Genomic DNA, 740 nt, shown 5'->3' on the forward strand with positions numbered 1-740 from the left:
CTCGGTGCCGATCTCGACCAGCTTGCCGAGGTACATCACGCCGACCCGGTCGGAGATGTGCCGGACGATCGAGAGGTCGTGCGCGATGAACATGTACGACAGGTCGAAATCGCTCTGCAGCTGGTCCAGCAGGTTGATCACCTGGGCCTGGACCGAGACGTCGAGCGCGGAGACCGGCTCGTCGCAGATGATGATCTCCGGCTTGAGCGCCAGGCCGCGGGCGATGCCGATGCGCTGGCGCTGACCGCCGGAGAACTGGTGCGGATACCGGTTGATGTACTCCGGGTTCAGCCCCACCACGTCCAGCAGGTCCTGCACCGCCTTGCGGCGGTCACCCTTCGGCGCCACCTCCGGGTGGATCTCGTACGGCTCGCCGATGATGTCACCCACCGTCATCCGGGGGTTCAGCGAGGTGTACGGGTCCTGGAACACCATCTGGATGTTGCGGCGCACCGCGCGCAGCGCCCGGCCGCTCAGCCGGCTGATGTCCTCGCCCTTGTACAGCACCTCGCCGGCGGTGGCCCGCTCCAGGTTCATCAGGACCTTGGCCAGCGTCGACTTGCCGCAGCCCGACTCGCCGACGATGCCCAGCGTCTCGCCCTTGTGCAGGGTGAGGGTGACCCCGTCGACCGCCCGCACCGCGCCGATCTGCTTCTTGAACAGGATGCCCTGGGTCAGCGGGAAGTGCTTGACCAGGTCCCGGACCTCCAGGATGGGCTCAGCCATGGAGGGTCTCCTTC

Annotated in this window: 1 protein-coding gene; it reads right to left on the reverse strand. The window is 67.0% G+C overall.

Going from position 1 to position 740, the window contains the following annotated elements; genetic code table 11:
• Positions 1-726 (reverse strand): ABC transporter ATP-binding protein (locus tag AA75_RS44225; RefSeq protein ID WP_033826230.1); only part of this gene is annotated, 726 nt, incomplete at its 3' end.
• Between the last annotated feature and the right edge of the window lie 14 nt (positions 727-740).

This window comes from Kitasatospora sp. MBT63, assembly GCF_000710465.2.
In the GTDB taxonomy this organism is placed as follows: Bacteria; Actinomycetota; Actinomycetes; order Streptomycetales; family Streptomycetaceae; genus Kitasatospora.